15 protein-coding genes are annotated in these 16118 nt (G+C 62.2%); 4 read left to right on the forward strand and 11 right to left on the reverse strand.

Annotated features, from left to right (window positions below; translation table 11 throughout):
• Positions 1-97: 97 nt before the first annotated feature.
• The 3 genes from IGS60_RS23400 to polA all read right to left on the reverse strand — a co-directional run bounded on the left by IGS60_RS23400 (position 98) and on the right by polA (position 5095).
• A complete protein-coding gene (locus IGS60_RS23400) occupies positions 98-856 on the reverse strand; it encodes a ZIP family metal transporter (protein WP_070222636.1) in 759 nt (252 codons plus the stop codon).
• A 267-nt stretch (positions 857-1123) separates the two neighbouring features.
• Positions 1124-2008, reverse strand: a complete 885-nt coding sequence (locus IGS60_RS23405; RefSeq protein ID WP_070222639.1) for a dienelactone hydrolase family protein — start codon at positions 2006-2008, stop codon at positions 1124-1126.
• Positions 2009-2332: 324 nt separating this feature from the next.
• Entirely contained in the window at positions 2333-5095 is a 2763-nt protein-coding gene (gene polA / locus IGS60_RS23410; protein WP_230506357.1) for a DNA polymerase I, read from the reverse strand.
• 291 nt (positions 5096-5386) lie between these two features.
• Between polA and IGS60_RS23415 the strand changes: the two genes are divergently transcribed.
• The 3 genes from IGS60_RS23415 to IGS60_RS23425 all read left to right on the forward strand — a co-directional run bounded on the left by IGS60_RS23415 (position 5387) and on the right by IGS60_RS23425 (position 7617).
• Entirely contained in the window at positions 5387-5782 is a 396-nt protein-coding gene (locus tag IGS60_RS23415) for a hypothetical protein (RefSeq protein ID WP_070222654.1), read from the forward strand.
• An 84-nt stretch (positions 5783-5866) separates the two neighbouring features.
• On the forward strand, positions 5867-6823 hold the full coding sequence (locus IGS60_RS23420; protein WP_230506358.1) for a homoserine kinase: 957 nt from the start codon (positions 5867-5869) through the stop codon (positions 6821-6823).
• A 2-nt stretch (positions 6824-6825) separates the two neighbouring features.
• Positions 6826-7617 (forward strand): BPSS1780 family membrane protein, encoded by a 792-nt coding sequence (locus IGS60_RS23425; RefSeq protein WP_070290041.1) that lies wholly within the window; start codon positions 6826-6828, stop codon positions 7615-7617.
• Positions 7618-7935: 318 nt separating this feature from the next.
• Here the strand turns inward: IGS60_RS23425 and IGS60_RS23430 are convergent, their stop codons facing one another.
• Positions 7936-10245, reverse strand: a complete 2310-nt coding sequence (locus IGS60_RS23430) for a UvrD-helicase domain-containing protein (protein ID WP_230506359.1) — start codon at positions 10243-10245, stop codon at positions 7936-7938.
• A 109-nt stretch (positions 10246-10354) separates the two neighbouring features.
• On the opposite strand from IGS60_RS23430, the gene IGS60_RS23435 reads away from it, so the two are divergent.
• A complete protein-coding gene (locus tag IGS60_RS23435) occupies positions 10355-10630 on the forward strand; it encodes a hypothetical protein (RefSeq protein ID WP_230506360.1) in 276 nt (91 codons plus the stop codon).
• Here the strand turns inward: IGS60_RS23435 and IGS60_RS23440 are convergent.
• From IGS60_RS23440 to thiS, 7 genes are all read right to left on the reverse strand, one after another.
• Positions 10627-11460 (reverse strand): hypothetical protein, encoded by an 834-nt coding sequence (locus IGS60_RS23440; protein WP_230506361.1) that lies wholly within the window; start codon positions 11458-11460, stop codon positions 10627-10629. The genes IGS60_RS23435 and IGS60_RS23440 overlap by 4 nt on opposite strands.
• A 185-nt stretch (positions 11461-11645) precedes the next feature.
• Positions 11646-12752: an S-(hydroxymethyl)glutathione dehydrogenase/class III alcohol dehydrogenase gene (locus IGS60_RS23445; protein WP_035824628.1), complete on the reverse strand. Its 1107-nt coding sequence runs from the start codon at positions 12750-12752 to the stop codon at positions 11646-11648.
• Positions 12753-12842: 90 nt separating this feature from the next.
• On the reverse strand, positions 12843-13475 hold the full coding sequence (locus tag IGS60_RS23450) for an ANTAR domain-containing response regulator (protein WP_070222669.1): 633 nt from the start codon (positions 13473-13475) through the stop codon (positions 12843-12845).
• A 78-nt stretch (positions 13476-13553) separates the two neighbouring features.
• Positions 13554-14177: a thiamine phosphate synthase gene (thiE, locus tag IGS60_RS23455; RefSeq protein ID WP_230506362.1), complete on the reverse strand. Its 624-nt coding sequence runs from the start codon at positions 14175-14177 to the stop codon at positions 13554-13556.
• Positions 14178-14186: 9 nt separating this feature from the next.
• Entirely contained in the window at positions 14187-14942 is a 756-nt protein-coding gene (locus IGS60_RS23460; RefSeq protein ID WP_230506363.1) for a hydroxymethylpyrimidine/phosphomethylpyrimidine kinase, read from the reverse strand.
• Positions 14943-14950: 8 nt separating this feature from the next.
• Positions 14951-15745, reverse strand: a complete 795-nt coding sequence (locus IGS60_RS23465; RefSeq protein WP_070290029.1) for a thiazole synthase — start codon at positions 15743-15745, stop codon at positions 14951-14953.
• 157 nt (positions 15746-15902) lie between these two features.
• Positions 15903-16115, reverse strand: a complete 213-nt coding sequence (gene thiS, locus IGS60_RS23470) for a sulfur carrier protein ThiS (protein ID WP_170846499.1) — start codon at positions 16113-16115, stop codon at positions 15903-15905.
• Positions 16116-16118: the final 3 nt, after the last annotated feature.

A 16118-nucleotide genomic window follows, 5' to 3' on the forward strand; every position in this document is an offset into this window, starting at 1 on the left:
GCAACAAGTTTTCTTCCATGATATTTTCCTCCTTTCTGTGCAAGTTAGTCAGAAAGGCAATATAGCATAAGTGGTACCGCGGCACCGAATCAGTGCATCAACCGCCGTGGCGCTTGTGCGTCAGGAACAGCACGATACACACGCCCAGCGCGATCAGCAGCACTTGCGGGATGGTTTCGCGCAAGGTGGCGCGGCGCTGCATCTGCGGCATCAGGTCGGACAAGGCGATATAGATGAAGCCGGACGAGGCGAACACGAGCACGTACGGGATCAGATTGCTGGCGCGGTCCAGGGTGAAATAGCCGAGCAAGCCGCCGGCCACCGCCATCAGGCTGCACAGCAGATTGAAGACATAGGCGCGCAGGCGCGAGAAGCCCGCGTTGAGCAGTACAATAAAATCGCCGATTTCCTGCGGGATTTCATGCGCGATGATGGCCAGGCCCGTGACCAGGCCCAGCTTCGGGTCGGCCAGGAAGGCGGCCGCGATCAGGATGCCGTCCGTAAAGTTGTGCATGCCGTCGCCGACGAGGATCATCCAGCCGGCCTTGCCCGCCTCGTGCTTGTCGTGGCCGTGCGCATGGTGGTGGCCGTCGCCTTCGTGGTGGTGCGAATGGCGCAAGATGGCGAATTTTTCCAGCATGAAAAAGGCCAGTAAGCCCGCCAGCAGGGTGGCGAACAGGCTGCGCGGGTCCGCCTGCGACTCGAACGCTTCGGGCAAGGCGTGCAACAAGGACGTCGACAGCATGATGCCGACGGACAAGCTGACCATGCGCTCGACCACTTTGGACAGGAATGCAAACGAAAAGATCGCCGCCGCAGTAATGCTGAAGACGCCCGCGATCGTGGTCGCGAGCAAAATGGATATAAGGACGGGATCGATGATTTTCTTACCTCAAAATGGCGCCGGCCTACGGGCGCCCGCAATGCTGGCGTCTGGCTTGATCTGTATAATGTTGCTTATTACTCAATCTTGTGCGCGCTTGGCGGCAGCGTGGCGCAGTGAAGATGCAATTGTACTGCATTGACGCGAACCGGGCATTTTACAGCCCGGTGCGCTTTTCGCGGCAACTTCTGGAAAAAAATGTGGCAATCAGGCACTTTTAGCGCCGTTCAGCTTGCAACCTCAGGCAACGCCATGCTTTTTGAACCAGGCCAGGCAGCGCGCATAGCCGTCTTTCGCATCGGCCGCCACATAGCTGGGGCGGTAATCGGCATTGAAGGCGTGGCCCGCATCGGGATACACGACGAATTCCGACTGGTTGCCGCCCTTGGCCAGCGCCTCTTTCATCTTGGCGATCGATTCCTGCGTGATGCCCGTATCCTTGCCGCCATACAAGCCCAGCACGGGCACTTTCAAGGTGGCGGCGATGTCGATGGGGTTGCTCGGCTGCAAGGCAGTCGCTTCGCCCACGAGGCGGCCATACCAGGCCACGCCCGCCTTGACGGCCGGATTGTGCGCCGCGTACAGCCACGTGATGCGGCCGCCCCAGCAAAAGCCCGTGATGCCCAGGCGGCTCGTGTCGCCGCCATTCTGTTTCGCCCACGCAACAACCGCATCGAGGTCCGCCATCACTTGCGCATCCGGCGTCTTGGCGATGATGCCTTTCATCAATTCCGGGATGCTGGTCACCTTGGTGGGATCGCCCTGGCGCACGAACAGGTCGGGCGCCAGCGCCAGGTAACCCTGCTTGGCGAAGCGGCGCGCCATGTCGGCGATATGTTCATGCACGCCAAAGATTTCCGAAATAACCAATACCACGGGCAAACCCGTCTTGCCTTCCGGCTGAGCCGCATACACGGGCACGGCCTGGCCATCGACCATCACCGACATGGTGCCCGTGACGAGCCCGGCGGAATCCGTCTTGATGACGTTTTGCGCCGCCACGGGCAGCACGGCCACGGCAAAGCCCGCGCCCAGCGCCACCTTCAGGAAACCGCGCCTGCCGTCCGGCCCGGACACGCTGCTCTGGCCCAGCAAACTTTCACAATCGGTGATCATGTCGCTCATGCGTTACTCCTGAAAGGTGTGTTGACAAACAATGTCGGCTTACGCTGCGCTAAGCCGACCTACGGTCATTGCTCAAGTAAACATGTGTTCGGCTTACGGTCATTGCTGAATTAAACATGTAGGTCGGCTTAGCGGGGCATGCCCCGCGTAAGCCGACGCAGCATCAATGCGCTTCGTCCCAGTTGACAAACAATGTCGGCTTACGCTGCGCTAAGCCGACCTACGGTCATTGCTCAAGTAAACATGTGTTCGGCCTACGGTAATTGCTGAATTAAACATGTAGGTCGGCTTAGCGGGGCATGCCCCGCGTAAGCCGACGCAGCATCAATGCGCTTCGTCCCAGTTCCTGCCTACGCCTACCTCGGCCGTCAGCGGCACTTTCAGCGCGGCCACGCCGGCCATCAGTTCCGGCAGCTTGCGCTTGACCAGTTCCAGCTCCGCGTCCGGCACTTCCAGCACCAGTTCATCGTGCACCTGCATGATCATCTTCGTTTGCAGGCTGTCCGTTTCCAGCCAGCCTTGCACGGCGATCATGGCCAACTTGATCAGGTCGGCAGCCGTGCCCTGCATCGGCGCGTTGATCGCGGCCCGTTCCGCGCCCTGGCGGCGCGGGCCGTTCGGCGAATTAATTTCTGGCAACCACAAACGGCGGCCAAACACGGTTTCCACGTAGCCGCGCGCCTTGGCTTGCTGGCGCGTGTCTTCCATGTACTGTTTCACTCCGGAAAAACGGGCAAAGTAGCGGTCGATATAGCTTTGTGCGGCCGTGCGGTCCACGCCCAGGTTACCGGCCAGGCCGAAAGCGCTCATGCCGTAGATCAAACCGAAGTTGATGACCTTGGCGTAGCGGCGCTGCTCGCTCTGCACTTCCGCGGCCGGCACGCCAAAGATTTCGGCGGCCGTAGCGCGGTGAATGTCGATGCCGTCGGCAAACGCGCGCAGCATCGCTTCATCGCCCGAGATATGCGCCATGATGCGCAATTCGATCTGCGAATAGTCGGCCGAAACGATGTGGCTGCCCGGCGGCGCAATGAACGCTTCGCGGATGCGGCGGCCTTCCGCGCTGCGGATGGGAATATTCTGCAAATTCGGGTCGTTCGACGCCAGACGCCCCGTCACAGCCACGGCTTGCGCATAGTTCGTATGCACGCGGCCCGTCGTGACGTTGATCATCTTCGGCAATTTATCGGTATACGTCGACTTCAGCTTGGCCATGCCGCGGTATTCGAGCAGCACTTTCGGCAGCGGATAGTCCTCGGCCAGCTTTTGCAAGACTTCTTCATCCGTCGAGGGCGCGCCCGTCGGGGTCTTCTTGACCACCGGCAGCTTCAATTTCTCGAAGAAGATTTCGCCGATCTGCTTGGGCGAACCCAGGTTGAACGGCTGCTCGGCCAGTTCATACGCCTTCTTTTCCAGCTCGAGGATCTTCACGGCCAGCTCGGCCGACTGGATGTTGAGCAATTCGTCGTCGATCAGCACGCCGTTGCGCTCGATCTTTTGCAAGACCACGGCCGTCGGCATCTCGATCTTTTCATAGATGAAGGTGAGTTTTTCATCGTTCGCCACGTTGCCCCACATGGCATTGTGCAAACGCAAGGTCACGTCGGCATCCTCGGCCGCATACTTGGCCGCCTGCTCCACCTCGACTTGATTGAACGTGATCTGCTTGGCGCCCTTGCCGCACACGTCCTCGAACGGGATGGTCGTGTAGTTCAGGTGGCGCAGGGCCAGGCTGTCCATGTCGTGCTTCTTGTGCGACTCGAATACATACGATTCGAGCAAGGTGTCGTGGGCGATGCCGCGCAACGTCACGCCATGGTTGGCGAAGATGTGGCTGTCATACTTCAGGTTCTGCCCCAGCTTGGGCTTGGTTTCATCTTCGAGCCACGGGCGCAGTTTCGCCAGCACGTGTTCGCGCGTCAACTGTTCCGGCGCGCCCGCGTAGTCGTGGGCCAGCGGGATGTAACAGGCGGCGTGCTCGGCCACGGAGAGGGAAATGCCGACCATTTGCGCCGTCATCGGTTCCAGCGAGGTGGTTTCCGTGTCGACGGCCGTCAGGGCAGCCGCATCGATCAGCGCGATCCATTTGTCGAGCTGGGCATCCGTCAGCACGGTTTCATACTCGGCTTCCACCGCTGGCGCGGCATCGGCGAACATGTCGCCCGTCGTGTTGACGACGGAAACGCCGGCGGCAGGCGGCGCTCCGACGGGCGACATCGGCGGCGGCGTGGCGCCCAGTTCGCGCAGCAGGGCCTTGAAGCCGTAGCGGTTGAAGAAGGCCAGCAGCGCTTCCTTGTCTTCGTGTTTCGCCACCAGCGAGTCGGCGATCGTCGTCATATGGCCGGACAGATCGCAATCGGTCTTGACGGTGATCAAGGCGCGCGCCTGCGGCAGCCATGGCAGGGCCGTGCGCAGGTTTTCACCGACGGCGCCGCCCACCTTGGCCGCGTTTTCCATCACGCCTTCCAGGCTGTCGTACAGGGTCAGCCACTTGACGGCCGTTTTCGGCCCGCATTTCGACACGCCCGGCACGTTGTCGACCGTATCGCCGATCAGCGACAGATAATCGATGATGCGGTTGGGCGGCACGCCGAACTTGGCCAGCACGGCCGCTTCGTCGAGCTTTTCATTGCTCATGGTATTGATCAGCATCACCTGGCTGTTGACCAGCTGCGCCAAGTCCTTGTCGCCCGTGGACACCACCACGTTCATGCCGGCGGCGGCCGCCTGCACGGCCAGTGTGCCGATCACATCGTCCGCTTCCACGCCGTCGACCATCAGGATCGGCCAGCCCATGGCGCGCACGGCTTCGTGGATCGGTTCGATCTGCAACCGCAGGTCGTCCGGCATCGAGGCGCGCGTGGCCTTGTACTCGGGATACATGTCATCGCGGAAAGTTTTACCCTTGGCATCGAACACGCAGGCGATGTAGGCGGCCGGGTAATCGGCGCGCAGGCGGCGCAGCATGTTGACCATGCCGTGCATGGCGCCCGTGGGGTAACCGTCCGGGCTGCGCAGGTCGGGCAGCGCATGGAAGGCACGATAGAGGTAACTGGAACCGTCGACTAACAGCAGGGTGTTTTGCATAATGCCAATAAAATAAGGTGAGCGCGCCCGCCCAGGAAGTACAGCGGCGGGCGGGTGGAATATCGTCCAATTATCGCAGAGTTTAGGGCCGCGCCACCGGCCGCAATGCGTGCCGTTCCTGGCGTTTTTGCCACCCTGGCGACCCCGAACGGGCATGCGGGCCGCCGCTGCCAGCCATTTCCGCTCATTTAAACAGCATTGCCTATCAGTTTGTTACAATGCCTTATAGATAAATTGACGGCATTACACCACTGCACGCGCTGCAGTCCCACACATGGAAGCGAACCCATCATGATGCGTACATCGACACTCTGGACATTCCTCGCCCTGCCCCTGCTGGCATGTTCAGCCATTGCCAGCGCCCAGACGCCGGCCAAACCGAGCGACGCGCCGCCACAGCTCGAACGTATCGAGGAAATGGGCGAAGCCCCCATCACCGTGGCGCCGGCCGCCGCCAAGCAGCAGATTACCGAAAAACGCGAAGCGGGCGTCACCAGCGAAGTGAAAGTCACCAGCGGCGGCAGCACCTATTACATGAAGCCGGCCGCCGGCGCCGACCAGGCCAACGGCAACGCCCTGCGCGGCCCGCAATGGAAAGTGCTGGAATTTGATCTGGGCAAGAAAAAACAGAAACAACGCGATGAAGAGGCAGCGGACGCGCCAGCACCGCCCGCACCAGCGAAGTAAGCAGCCACTCTCTTCTGCCCTGCCCCGGCCATGCGCGGGGGCAGCCGGCTTTTTTTGACCTTTTAGACCATTCCTCTCTTTCCCATGGCAGTTTTTACCGCGCTACACCTGGACGATATCGGCCAGTGGATCACGCAGTTTCCACTCGGCAAACCTCTGGCGCTCAAGGGCATCGCCTCCGGCATCGAAAACAGCAATTTCTTCCTGAGCACGGAGCGCGGCGAGTTTGTGCTGACGATCTTTGAAAACCTCAGCTTCGAGCAATTGCCGTTCTATCTGCAACTGATGCGCCATTTGGCGGACCGGGGCGTGCTGGTGCCCGCACCGATCGCCAATGTGGACGGCGAACTGGTGACGGCCCTGCAAGGCAAGCCGGCCGCCATCGTCAGCAAACTCGACGGCAGCTCGCAGATGGCGCCGCAAGCCGTGCATTGCGCCGCCGTCGGCGCCATGCTGGCCAAGATGCATCTGGCGGCGCAGGACTTCCCCCTGCAGCAGCCAAATCTGCGGGGCCTGGACTGGTGGAACGCCACCACGCCGCTGGTCTTGCACCATCTCGACGATGCCAGGGCGCACCTGCTGCGCGCGGAAATCCACTTCCAGGACGCCTTTGCTGCCTGCGATACGTATAAGGCCATCCCGCGCGGTCCCGTGCATGCCGACTTGTTCCGCAACAACGTCATGTTTGACGGCGAGCGCCTGACGGGCTTTTTCGACTTTTACTTTGCCGGCTGCGACACCTGGCTGTTCGACGTGGCCGTCACCGTCAACGACTGGTGCGTGGACCTGGCCACGGGCGTGCTCGACAAGGTGCGCGTGCGCGCCCTGCTCGACGCCTACCAGGCCGTGCGTCCGTTTACGCACGAAGAACAAACGGCATGGCAACCGATGCTGCGCGCCGCCGCGCTGCGTTTCTGGCTGTCGCGCCTGTACGATTATTACCAGCCGCGCGAAGCGGAAATGCTGACACCGCACGATCCCACGCATTTCGAACGCATTCTGCGCGAACGTATCGCCACACCTGCTCCGGAACTGTTTTAAACATGGAAAAATTACCTGCAAGTACAGGTTGGCAATGGGTGAAACAGGGATTCGCCCTGTTTCGCAAGCAACCTGGCGGCATGTCGATGCTGTTTCTCGGCTATATGTTCTGCATGCTGGCCGTCAGCATCGTGCCCGTGCTGGGCCAATTGCTGCCCGTCATCCTGGTGCCCGTGTTTTCCGTGGCCTTCGTGCAAGGCTGCCTGAATATCGACCAGGGCAAGCGCGTCCTGCCCAGCCTGTTGATTTCGGGCTTCCGCAAACCCGCGTTTCCTTCCCTGTTCGGCCTGGGCGTGCTGTACATCCTGATGGCCATCGTTGCCATCGGCGCCTCGACCCTGGTGGACGACGGCTTGCTGTGGAAACTGGTCACGGGGCAACTGACGGAAGAAGCGGCACGCGCCGCTATCCCCGACTCGCGCCTGGGTCTGGGCATCCTGCTGGCCATCGTGCTGTACGTGCCCGCCGCCATGGCCTTCTGCTTTGCCGCGCCACTGATCTACTGGCGCCAAACCGGCCTGGGCAAGGCGCTGTTCTTCAGCTTTTTCGCCGTCTGGCGTTCGCTGTCGGCCTTCATCGTCTTCGCCGCCACCTGGTTCGCCATCAGCGTCGTCACCAGCCAGTTGCTGGCCGTCATCTTTGGCCGCACGCCGCTGATGATGCAGCTGATGATGCCCCTGTCGATGATACTCACCATCATCATGCATTGCTCGTTCTACGCCGCCTACCGGCAAATCTTCGGCCTGCCCGTCGATGAGAGCAAGACGGTGTCGCTGGACAAGACCGGAGAGTGATCACCGGCCAGATGTAAAAAGGGGCAGCTTGCGCAGGCTGCCCCTTTTTTATATATCGAATGCCTTGCAACGCCAACAATGATGTCGGATTACGCTACGCTAATCCGACCTACGCGCTCTCGAATGCCTTGCAATGCCACAGCGTAGGTCGGATTAGCGGCGGCACGCCGCGTAATCCGACGCTGCGAGGCCAACAATGATGTCGGATTACGCTGCGCTAATCCGACCTACGCGCCAGACCAGATCACCGTTCCTGGCGTAGGTCGGATTAGCCGAAGGCGTAATCCGACGCCATCGTCAGCCATCCCGCGTTCCACATCACCGTCCCAGACGTTCCAGCTTGGCAATCCCCAGGTCCAGCACCTTCATGCCGTGCTGTCCGAAGTTGATCTGCGCGCGCGCATTGCCGCCGCCGCCTTCGATATTGACGATCACGCCTTCGCCAAACTTGGCGTGCGCCACCGATTCGCCGATGCGCCAGCCGACGCCCGTGGCTTTTTGCGCGATCTTTTGCGCAATCGCATTGTCCGAACCCAGGCTGGCCACCTTGGGCGCCTCGTCCCAGGCCGACTTGCGGTTGCCGAACCAGTTGGCCTGCACCTTCGGCGACAGCCATTTCAAGGACTCTTCCGGCAACTCGTCGAAGAAGCGCGACTTCATGTTGTAGCGCGTCTGGCCGTGCAGCATGCGCGTCTGCGAAAAACTCATGTATAACCGCTTGCGCGCGCGCGTGATGGCCACGTACATCAGCCGGCGTTCCTCTTCCACGCCGTTGTCTTCCTTCGAACTGCTTTCGTGCGGGAACAGGCCCTCTTCCAGGCCCGTAATGAACACATTGTCGAATTCCAGGCCCTTGGCCGAATGTACCGTCATCATCTGCAGCGCATCCTGGCCCGCCTGCGCCTGGTTGTCGCCCGCTTCCAGCGACGCGTGCGAGAGGAAGGCGGAGAGCGGCGACATCACGGCCGGCAGCGGCGCGTCGGCATCTAAAATTTCGATGCCATCCTGGTTGGCGACGGGTGCGCCCGCCTGCGCCTGGGCTGCTGGGCCCAGGTGGGCCGGTGCGCCCTGTCCAAAACCTTCCTCGGAAATGAACTGGCTGGCCGCGCTGACCATCTGCTCCAGATTCTCGATGCGGTCGGCGCCTTCCTTTTCATTCTGATAGTGTTGCAGCAAGGTACTCGCTTCCAGCACGACTCTGACCATTTCCGGCAGAGATAATTGCTGCGTTTCGAAGCGCACGCCTTCGATCAGTTTGACGAAACCGGCCAGCACGCTGCCCGCCTTTCCCGCCACATACGGCACGGACGCGTACAGCGAAATGCCGTACTGTTCCGACGCGGCCTGCAATTGCTCGATCGAGCGCATGCCGATGCCGCGCGTGGGGAAGTTGACCACGCGCAAGAAAGCGGAATCGTTGTGCGGATTGTCCATCAATTGCAAATAGGCAATCGCGTGTTTGACCTCGGCGCGCTGGAAGTAGCGCTGGCCGCCATACACGTGGTACGGAATCGCGGCCGAAAACAGCGCGTGTTCGATCACGCGCGACTGCGCGTTCGAACGGTACAGAATGGCGATTTCGCTGCGCGAGGCGCCATCGGCGATCAGGCTTTTCGCCTCTTCGATGATCCACTGCGCTTCCTGCAAGTCGGAACTGGCTTCATACACGCGCACCTGCTCGCCGTGGCCCGCGTCCGTGCGCAGATTCTTGCCCAGGCGCTTGCTGTTGTTCGCGATCAATACGTTGGCGCTGTCGAGGATGTGGCCGTGCGAGCGGTAGTTCTGCTCCAGCTTGATCAAGTTCTTCACCTGGAACTCGTGCTCGAAGGCGCTCATGTTGCCCACGTTGGCGCCACGGAAGGCATAGATGCTCTGGTCATCGTCGCCGACGGCAAACAGGGCGCCGCCATCGCGGCTGCCGTGGCCGGCCAGCAATTTCAACCAGTTGTATTGCAGGTTGTTCGTATCCTGGAACTCGTCCACCAAAATGTGGCGGAAACGCGCCTGGTAATGCTCGCGCAACGGTTGGTTGCGGCTCAGCAACTCATACGTGCGCAGCAACAGTTCCGCAAAATCGACGACGCCTTCGCGCTGGCACTGGTCGTCGTACAACTGGTAAAGCTCGACCATCTTGCGCTCGTGCGCGTCATACGCTTCCACGTCCGTGGCGCGCAAGCCCTGGTCCTTGGCGTTGTTGATGAAATACATCACCGTCTTCGGCGGGAATTTTTCATCATCGATGTTGTTCGCCTTCAACAAGCGCTTGATCACGGATAGCTGATCCTGCGAATCGAGGATCTGGAACGTCTGCGGCAAGGCCGCGTCGCGGTAATGCGTGCGCAGCAAGCGGTTGCACAGGCCGTGGAAGGTGCCGATCCACATGCCGCGCGTGTTGATCGGCAGCATGGCCGACAGGCGCGTGAGCATTTCCTTGGCGGCTTTATTCGTAAAGGTCACGGCCAGGATGCCGGGCGGCGATACCTGCTGGGTCTGGATCAGCCACGCAATGCGGGTGGTCAGCACGCGGGTCTTGCCCGAACCGGCGCCGGCCAGGATCAGCGCATGCTGGGCCGGCAGGGTGACGGCAGCCAATTGTTCGGGATTGAGGTTGTGAAGAAGATTTTGCATCCCGTGATTATACCGGCATGGCTAAAAATACTGTGCATTTGTCCAGCGGTCGCGCCATTTTACCCACGCGCGCTACAATCGGCATCCCGACACAACGGCCTGTATCCCCATGACACCACCCACCCACCTCGACGGCGCCCGCGTACTGGCCTGGGCCTGGTCCGACCAGCCCTTCGGCCACGTCGCCAGTGAAGACGGCACCGCCCCCGTCGCCATCCACGGCCTGGCCGTGTGCCAGTATGCGGGCGAGGCGCGCGTCTACCGTTTCAGCTGCGACGCTCGCTGGGAAACGCTGCAGGATGAGGTGTATGCGAGCGAAGACGAGGCCAGGGCGCAGCTGCCGGCGCAATACCGCGCCGTGGCCGCCGTATGGAAGCAAGTCTAGCGCACCGGCTTGGCCTTGCCCTCGCTGAGCGCCTGGGCGATCACCTGGCGCGTGGCCTTGTCGGCCGCCTTCGTGGCTTTTTCCTGCTGGCGTCCCAGCGCTTCCATCTGCTTGCCCAGGGTTTCCATCGGCTTGCCGCGCTGATCCATCTGGCGCGACAGCACATCCACCTTGTCCGCCTCGCGTTCTTGCGCGGTGGCAATGCGGTCGTTGACCTCTTCCATGGCGTCCTGCGCATCTTCCATCTGCTGCTGCAGGCGTTCCACCTCGCGTCCGGCCGCGCGGCGCGCCGTCTCCGTGGTGGCCTGCGCCTGGCGGCGTGCCGCCTCGCCCATCTTGCGGCCCAGCGCCTGCAGTTGCGCCACATCGCGCGCGCCGACGTTCGCCTGCGCCGCGCCATGGGCGCCCATCTTGCTGCCCAGTTCGCCCATCGCCTTGCCATGTTCGCTCATCTGCTTGCCCAGGCCGCTCATCTGAAAGCCCAGATCCTGCGACGGCTTCCAGGCGTCGCGCACGCGGGCCAGCAGCGTGGCATCCTGCGTCACATAGCCCTTGCCCTGGTCGCGGAACCACAGGAACTGTCCCTTGAGCGAACGCTGCAGCTGCTTGATCTGCTGGCCGTCGACATCGGTGCCGGCCATGGTGACGCTATCCTCGCTGCTGTCGACGAGCGCATAGCCATCGCCGCTGCCCATCGAAATACTGATTTTCTTGCTCGGCGCGGCCGGTGCGGCCGGCGGCGCGGGCGGCTGCGGCGGCTGCACGGCCAGCGCGCTGCCGCTGATCAGGATACCGGCCAGGCTGAGGATCAAACGGTGGGAAGTGGACATGGCTGCCTCGTCGCAAAAGTAGTGGAGCATTGACTGTAGCGATGGATGGCGCACGGCTCCAGCGCGGTGCGACAGGCTGCAAAAAGACTTGCCTGGATGGCAGACACGGACGATGGATGGCACGCGGGGCAAAAAAAACGGAGGCCGCAGCCTCCGCAAAAACGCCGTGATACGGCGTATTTCAATTAATACAGCACGACGGAGCGGATCGATTCGCCGCTTTTCATCAGGTCGAAACCCTGGTTGATGTCGTCGAGCTTCAGACGGTGCGTGATCAAATCGTCGATATTGAGCTTGCCTTCCATGTACCAGTCGACGATCTTCGGCACATCCGTGCGGCCGCGCGCGCCGCCGAAGGCGGAACCTTTCCACACGCGCCCCGTCACCAGCTGGAATGGACGGGTGGAAATTTCCTGGCCGGCCGCCGCCACGCCGATGATGATGGACTGGCCCCAGCCCTTGTGGCAGCACTCGAGCGACTGGCGCATGGTGGTGGTGTTGCCGATGCATTCAAAACTGTAGTCGGCGCCGCCGTCCGTCAGCTGCACGATGGTGTCGACGACGTTTTCAACTTCGTTGGCGTTGACAAAATGCGTCATGCCGAACTTGCGCGCGATGTCCTGGCGCGCCGGGTTGATGTCCACGCCGATGATTTTATCGGCGCCGACCATCTTCGCCGCCTGGATCACGTTCAGGCCGATGCCGCCCAGGCCGAACACGACGACATTCGCGCCCGCCTCGACCTTGGCCGTAAACAGCACGGCGCCCACGCCGGTGGTGACGCCGCAGCCGATGTAGCAGACCTTGTCGAACGGTGCGTCTTCGCGGATTTTTGCGAGCGCGATTTCCGGCACGACGATGTAGTTCGAGAAGGTGGAGGTGCCCATGTAGTGGAAGATGGGCTTGCCGTCGATGGAGAAGCGCGAGGTCGCGTCCGGCATCAGGCCGCGGCCCTGGGTCGAGCGGATCGACTGGCACAGGTTGGTCTTTTGCGACAGGCAGAATTTGCACTGGCGGCATTCCGGCGTGTACAGCGGGATGACGTGGTCATCCTTCTTCAGGCTTTTCACGCCCGGGCCCACGTCGACGACGATGCCGGCGCCTTCATGGCCGAGAATCGACGGGAAGATGCCTTCCGGGTCGGCGCCCGACAGGGTGTAGTAATCGGTGTGGCAAATGCCCGTGGCCTTGATCTCGACCAGTACTTCGCCCTCGCGCGGGCCGGCCAGGTCGACTTCTTCGATGGTCAGCGGGGCGCCCGCCTTCCAGGCAATCGCTGCTTTGGTTTTCATGTGTGTCCTGTCAATGGTTGAACCAGGCGCGCCAGCGCGCCGTATCGCCACATCATAGCAAGGCAGGCATGCGGGCGCGAGAGGATACGCTTACTTGGTCTTTGCCCGGTTCAAAAATGCGCCGTGCAGGCCGTTCAGGGTTTCCTCGGCCAGCAACAGCTGGCTGGCGATTTCATTGATCTTGCGGCGGCTGGAACGGGCATGGTCGCGCAGCACTTCGAACGCCGTGTTGCGGTCCGTCTGGAACTTGCCCATCAGCAAACCCACGGCCAAGCTCGTTTCGCGGCCGGCGGCCAGGGCCGCGTTCAGGTTCAGCTCGGTGCGACGCAACTGGCGGATTTCATCGGCACGGGCCAGGCCCGCTTCGAACGCCGGCATCAAGCGGCCTTCGTCGACGGGTTTGACCACGTAGCCGACGGCGCCATAGGCGGCTGCCTGCTTGCCCGATTCGCTGTCACCGCTGCCGGACAGGAACATGAACGGCACGCCCGTCTCGCCATGCAGGCGCTTGGCCAGTTCCAGGCCGGACATGCCCGGCATGTGGATGTCGAGCAAAGCCAGGTCCGGCTCGCGCTGGGCGACCAGCTGCAGCGCCACTTCGGCCGAATTGGCCAGGGCCGTCTCGTAGCCGGCATGGCGCAGGACTTCGCCGAGGAATTCCAACAGGAGCTGGTCATCGTCAACGATCAGGATAAGGCGTTTCGCGGCGGCTGGCTGACTCATGGGTGGGGAACCTCGGTAATGAATGATGTTCTTATTATATGCCGATTATTGCCCCAAATCAGCCCCGTATGTCCATGCTCATGCCGCGAATAATTGATTGAATTGCTGCACCGCAATATTCACATCGTCCGCCTCGTATGCATTGTTAAAGACGCTGCTGATGGCCGCCACCATGTCGGCGCCGCGCGCCACCAGCGGCGCCGCGTTCTCCGGCGTCATGCCGCCGATCACCACGCAGGGCAAGGCGATCTCGCGTTTCGCCTGCAGCACGATGTCCAGGGGCGTGGTCACCGGATACTTTTTCACCAGCGAAGGATAAAAGCCGCCGAAGGCCACGTAGCTGGCGCCGCCGGCCTCGGCCGTCCTTGCCAGGGCCATGTCGCCATAGCAGGAAGCGCCGACGATCTTGTCCTTGCCCAGGCGGGCGCGCACCTGCGCCACGGACGCATCCGTGCCGCCCACGTGCACGCCATCGGCGTCGAGCTCTTCGCACAGTTCGATAAAATCGTTGATAATAAAGGGCACGCCATACTTGCGGGCCAGGGCCAGCAAGGCGCCCGCCTGCTCGCGCCGCTGCTGCGCCTCGGCGCTCTTGTGGCGGTATTGCAGCAGGGCCACGCCTTCCTGCAAGGCTTGCTCGCTCACGTCGAGCAGGCGGTCGGTGTCGTCCCAATTCGGGGTAACCAGATACAGTCCACGCATGATGTTTCCTTATTGAATGAATCGTTGCGGCATAAGCTGACCTGGCGCAATCGCATACGCGCCGGCCAGGGCCGCATGGCAATAGCTTTGCGCCAGATCAAGCGCTTCAGGCAATGCCTGTCCCAGCGCCAGGCGCGCCGCGATGGCCGAGGCCAGGGTGCAGCCGCTGCCGTGAAATTCTCCGGGCAGGCGCGGCCAGCACCATTCGCGCTCCCCGCCAGCGGCGTCAAACCAGCGGTTGATGATCGTCTGGCCCTCGCCGTGGCCGCCCGTCACCAGCACGTGGCCACAGCCTTGTGCGCGCAACGCTGCTTCGCCGCCGAGGGCCAGCGCTTCGGGCCCGTTCGGTACGATCACGGTCGTCACCGGCAACAAGGGTGCCAGCGCCAGCACGGCATCATCCCGGCTGAGCACGTCGCCATGGCCGCTGGCCAGCACGGGATCGAGCACCACGGGCAAGTCCGGCCGGCTTTGGCGCAATTGCGCGATCAGCTGCGCGATGACGGCCGCATTCGCGGCGCTGCCCGGGATGCCGATTTTCACGGCGCTGATTACCATCTTGTCGATCAGCGCCAGCGCCTGCCGGCGCAGCCATTCCGGCGCCACCGGCTGCACGCCGAAGACCCTGTCGTTGTCCTGCACCGTCAGCGCCGTGATCACGGGCAAGGCATGCGCGCCCTGCGCCGCAATCGCGACAATATCGGCGGCGATGCCGGCGCCGCCGGACGGGTCGACGCCGGCAAACACGAGCACGGTGCGGTGCATCGGCACCATCACGCCAGGCGGCCCGCCATCGGCGACGATGGGGAAGCGGCAAATTTGCGGGGCATGCGTCCCGCCAGAAACGCTTCGCGCCCGGCCCGCACGGCCAGCTTCATGGCACGCGCCATGCGCACGGGGTCGCGCGCGCCGGCAATGGCCGTGTTCATCAGCACGCCATCGCAACCGAGCTCCATGGCGATGGCCGCATCCGACGCCGTGCCCACGCCAGCATCGACGAGCACGGGCACTTTCGCCTGGTCGATGATGAGCGACAAATTCCACGGATTCAGGATGCCCATGCCCGAGCCGATCAGCGAGGCCAGCGGCATGACGGCCACGCAGCCGATCTCTTCCAGAATCTTCGCCTGGATGGGGTCATCGCTGCAGTAGACCATCACGTCAAAACCATCCTTGACCAGCGCTTCGGCCGCAATCAACGTTTCCGGCATGTGCGGGAACAGGGTCTTTTCATCGCCCAGCACTTCGAGCTTGACCAGGTTGCGCCCGCCCAGCAGTTCGCGCGCCAGCTGCAGGGTGTAGACGGCGTCTTTGGCGTTGTAGCAGCCGGCCGTGTTCGGGAGTATCGTGTACTGGTCCGGCGGCACGAAGTCGAGCAGGCTGGGCGCGTTCGGGTCTTGCCCGATATTCACGCGGCGGATCGCCACCGTGATGATCTGCGCCTCGGCCGCGTCCGTCGCCTCGCGCGTCTGCGGCAAGTCCTTGTACTTGCCGCTGCCCACCAGCAAGCGCGATTGATACTGTTTTCCTGCAATGGTCAGCAGGTCGTCATGTGTTGCGGTATTCATGTGCTTTTCCTTAAGTTTTTAAACGTCCGAAGAAAACCGTAGCGAGCGGCGATGATTTGTGGCCGAGACGCGCAACCGTGCTAGAGCACGGGGGCGCCGAGCCGGTGAGCATCACAGGCCGCAAAGCACGACGCGCAGTAGGTTTGCTTGGACGTTTTCAGCCACCGCCAATGGCGCGTACAATTTCCACTTGGTCTTGCGTTTGCAAGACCTGTCCTGGCCACGCCTTGCGCGGCACGACGTTGCGGTTGACGGCCAGCGCCAGCGCCTGGTTTTCCAGCGACAGCGCGGCGATCAATTGATCGAGGGTTTGCCCGGGCGGCACCTGGTGCGGTGCGCCGTTGAGCGTGATGGATATCAATGCAGGCATCAC

Origin of the sequence: Janthinobacterium sp. FW305-128 (genome assembly GCF_020858135.1) — a bacterium.
GTDB lineage: Bacteria > Pseudomonadota > Gammaproteobacteria > Burkholderiales > Burkholderiaceae_D > Janthinobacterium.

What these genes read in the sequence shown, in the direction of transcription:
- IGS60_RS23405 (WP_070222639.1), bottom strand. Translation starts at nt 2,008, where the DNA reads ATGAGCGACATGATCACCGATTGTGAAAGTTTGCTGGGCCAGAGCAGC.
- polA (WP_230506357.1), bottom strand. Translation starts at nt 5,095, where the DNA reads ATGCAAAACACCCTGCTGTTAGTCGACGGTTCCAGTTACCTCTATCGT.
- IGS60_RS23415 (WP_070222654.1), top strand. Translation starts at nt 5,387, where the DNA reads ATGATGCGTACATCGACACTCTGGACATTCCTCGCCCTGCCCCTGCTG.
- IGS60_RS23420 (WP_230506358.1), top strand. Translation starts at nt 5,867, where the DNA reads ATGGCAGTTTTTACCGCGCTACACCTGGACGATATCGGCCAGTGGATC.
- IGS60_RS23425 (WP_070290041.1), top strand. Translation starts at nt 6,826, where the DNA reads ATGGAAAAATTACCTGCAAGTACAGGTTGGCAATGGGTGAAACAGGGA.
- IGS60_RS23430 (WP_230506359.1), bottom strand. Translation starts at nt 10,245, where the DNA reads ATGCAAAATCTTCTTCACAACCTCAATCCCGAACAATTGGCTGCCGTC.
- IGS60_RS23435 (WP_230506360.1), top strand. Translation starts at nt 10,355, where the DNA reads ATGACACCACCCACCCACCTCGACGGCGCCCGCGTACTGGCCTGGGCC.
- IGS60_RS23440 (WP_230506361.1), bottom strand. Translation starts at nt 11,460, where the DNA reads ATGTCCACTTCCCACCGTTTGATCCTCAGCCTGGCCGGTATCCTGATC.
- IGS60_RS23445 (WP_035824628.1), bottom strand. Translation starts at nt 12,752, where the DNA reads ATGAAAACCAAAGCAGCGATTGCCTGGAAGGCGGGCGCCCCGCTGACC.
- IGS60_RS23450 (WP_070222669.1), bottom strand. Translation starts at nt 13,475, where the DNA reads ATGAGTCAGCCAGCCGCCGCGAAACGCCTTATCCTGATCGTTGACGAT.
- thiE (WP_230506362.1), bottom strand. Translation starts at nt 14,177, where the DNA reads ATGCGTGGACTGTATCTGGTTACCCCGAATTGGGACGACACCGACCGC.
- IGS60_RS23460 (WP_230506363.1), bottom strand. Translation starts at nt 14,942, where the DNA reads ATGCACCGCACCGTGCTCGTGTTTGCCGGCGTCGACCCGTCCGGCGGC.
- IGS60_RS23465 (WP_070290029.1), bottom strand. Translation starts at nt 15,745, where the DNA reads ATGAATACCGCAACACATGACGACCTGCTGACCATTGCAGGAAAACAG.
- thiS (WP_170846499.1), bottom strand. Translation starts at nt 16,115, where the DNA reads ATGCCTGCATTGATATCCATCACGCTCAACGGCGCACCGCACCAGGTG.